Source organism: Thermodesulfitimonas sp. (genome assembly GCF_052743955.1).
The window spans coordinates 1-1543 of record NZ_JBRAIN010000173.1 but is presented as its reverse complement, the minus strand read 5'-3'; the positions used below and the strand labels follow the sequence as shown (position 1 = coordinate 1543).

Here is a 1543-nt window from a genome sequence, read left to right as displayed (position 1 = left end):
AATAATGTGTTTACCCTTGTCGCTGCAAGCGTAAGTAGCGCCTCGTAGCGCCCAATTGTCCGCTTCGGTGCTGCCGCTGGTAAAAAAGATCTCTTCGGACGTGGCACCGATAAGGGCGGCAACCTTTTCACGCGCTTCTTCAAGGGAGCATTTGGCCTCCTGCCCGAAAGAATACGCGGTAGACGGATTGCCGAAGACCTCGCCGTTAAGATAAGGAAGCATGGCCCTGGCCACTTCCGGGTGCGTCGGTGTGGTGGCAGCGTGGTCGAGGTATATACGTCTCACCTGGTTAGCCTCCTGTGGGAAAAGTTCGGACAGACCGTTACACGGCCTTACAATTAATCTAACCAGGCGCCGCCTACGATATATCAACGTTGTGTTTACCGCGCCCCACGGCCCGCTTTCCCACCGGGAACCTGACTTCTGTTTCCATTTCCATAACCGGCGTATTTTCCAGGTTATTCAGGTAAACCCTTTTCATACCGGTCGCGCTCTTCCTGGAGTTTCTTGATTTCTTCGCGGATGCGGAAAAGTTTGGCCCTGAGCCCCGACCAGAACACCAAAAAGGGCGGCGTAAGCTGCCCATTCCTCGAAACTACCGTGCAGGTCACCAGCTTCCGCAACCCCCAGTCCACACCCAATGCCCGGCCGGGGTTGCCGGAAGGCTCCTCCTCCGGCATTTCTACCTTTACGTCCAGCAGAACTACCAGCCTGCCGTCCGGCTTGACTTTGAGCCGCAAATCGGGGGCACAAACAGTTCCGCCCCGCGGTTAATTTTCCCTGAAGCTCAGCTGGCAGCTCTCCAGAAAAAGGATACCACTGCCATTCCTTTTCCGACCGCGGCTCCGGGGAAGCTGGCAACTTTATCTCGCCTACCAGCCAGTTCCCTCCCAAACGGTAGCGTATAGCCTGCCCGTTTTCTGGCCCATCGTCCGGGGCCAAGGTGTAGGTAAACCGCTTCGGTTCAGGCTTTCTCTGGAACTCGAAGAAGTCCTGCGGCAGTCTCTCATGTTCTACGTAGAACTCCGCCAGCTGCTCGGCCACGTTAAGCAAGTAGCCAAACTTTTCCGGGTTGCCTCCGGCCTTGAACTCTTCGCGGAGCTTTTCCGCCGCGTTCCTCGCCCCGCCAGTAAAAAACAGGAGCAGGTGCTCGAATATGCGTTTCCGCTCGGCTTGCGAGCGCAGAATGCGACCCGCTGATTCTAAAACGCACCGCCAAGGGCGGCTGGGGATGTAAACACCCTCCGGACGAGACGTTTCTGTGTCGAGAAGTTTCCACACCTACCCGGAATGGGCCGCTACTTTTCCAATCCCTCTGGAGACCAGTAATGCCCCAGGGCCTGCTCCTGAAGCTTCATCCCGAGGGCCGTCAGGTTTTTACTGGTAGGGCGAACTCGTCCGGCAGCCTTATACTAGTTGTCAGTATCAAGGCGTTCTATTACCCCCTTAACTTCTTCCTTCAGCTTTTTACCTTATGCGACCTGTGGCTGTTAATGATCACGATGATTGACCAGTATTTGTTCTAATTGGCTGGCCGAAAAAG

General features: G+C 55.5%; 3 protein-coding genes. 1 reads left to right on the top strand and 2 read right to left on the bottom strand.

The annotated features are described in order from the left end of the window. Both ACUVTA_RS09705 and ACUVTA_RS09700 read right to left on the bottom strand, forming a co-directional pair. Positions 1-285, bottom strand: a 285-nt coding sequence (locus tag ACUVTA_RS09705) for an aminotransferase class V-fold PLP-dependent enzyme (protein ID WP_445952732.1), incomplete at its 3' end; no start/stop codon positions are given. A gap of 173 nt (positions 286-458) precedes the next feature. After that, the gene (locus tag ACUVTA_RS09700) at positions 459-740 is read right to left on the bottom strand and encodes a hypothetical protein (protein WP_445952731.1); all 282 of its coding nucleotides are present in this window, start codon (positions 738-740) and stop codon (positions 459-461) included. A 268-nt stretch (positions 741-1008) separates the two neighbouring features. Between ACUVTA_RS09700 and ACUVTA_RS09695 the strand changes: the two genes are divergently transcribed. Beyond that, positions 1009-1200 carry a hypothetical protein gene (locus tag ACUVTA_RS09695; protein ID WP_445952730.1) on the top strand — a complete coding sequence of 64 codons (192 nt, stop codon included), beginning with the start codon at positions 1009-1011 and terminating at the stop codon, positions 1198-1200. The last annotated feature ends 343 nt before the right edge of the window (positions 1201-1543 follow it).

Coding starts and splice junctions, on each gene's coding strand:
- ACUVTA_RS09695 (WP_445952730.1), top strand. CDS start 1,009: ATGTTCTACGTAGAACTCCGCCAGCTGCTCGGCCACGTTAAGCAAGTA.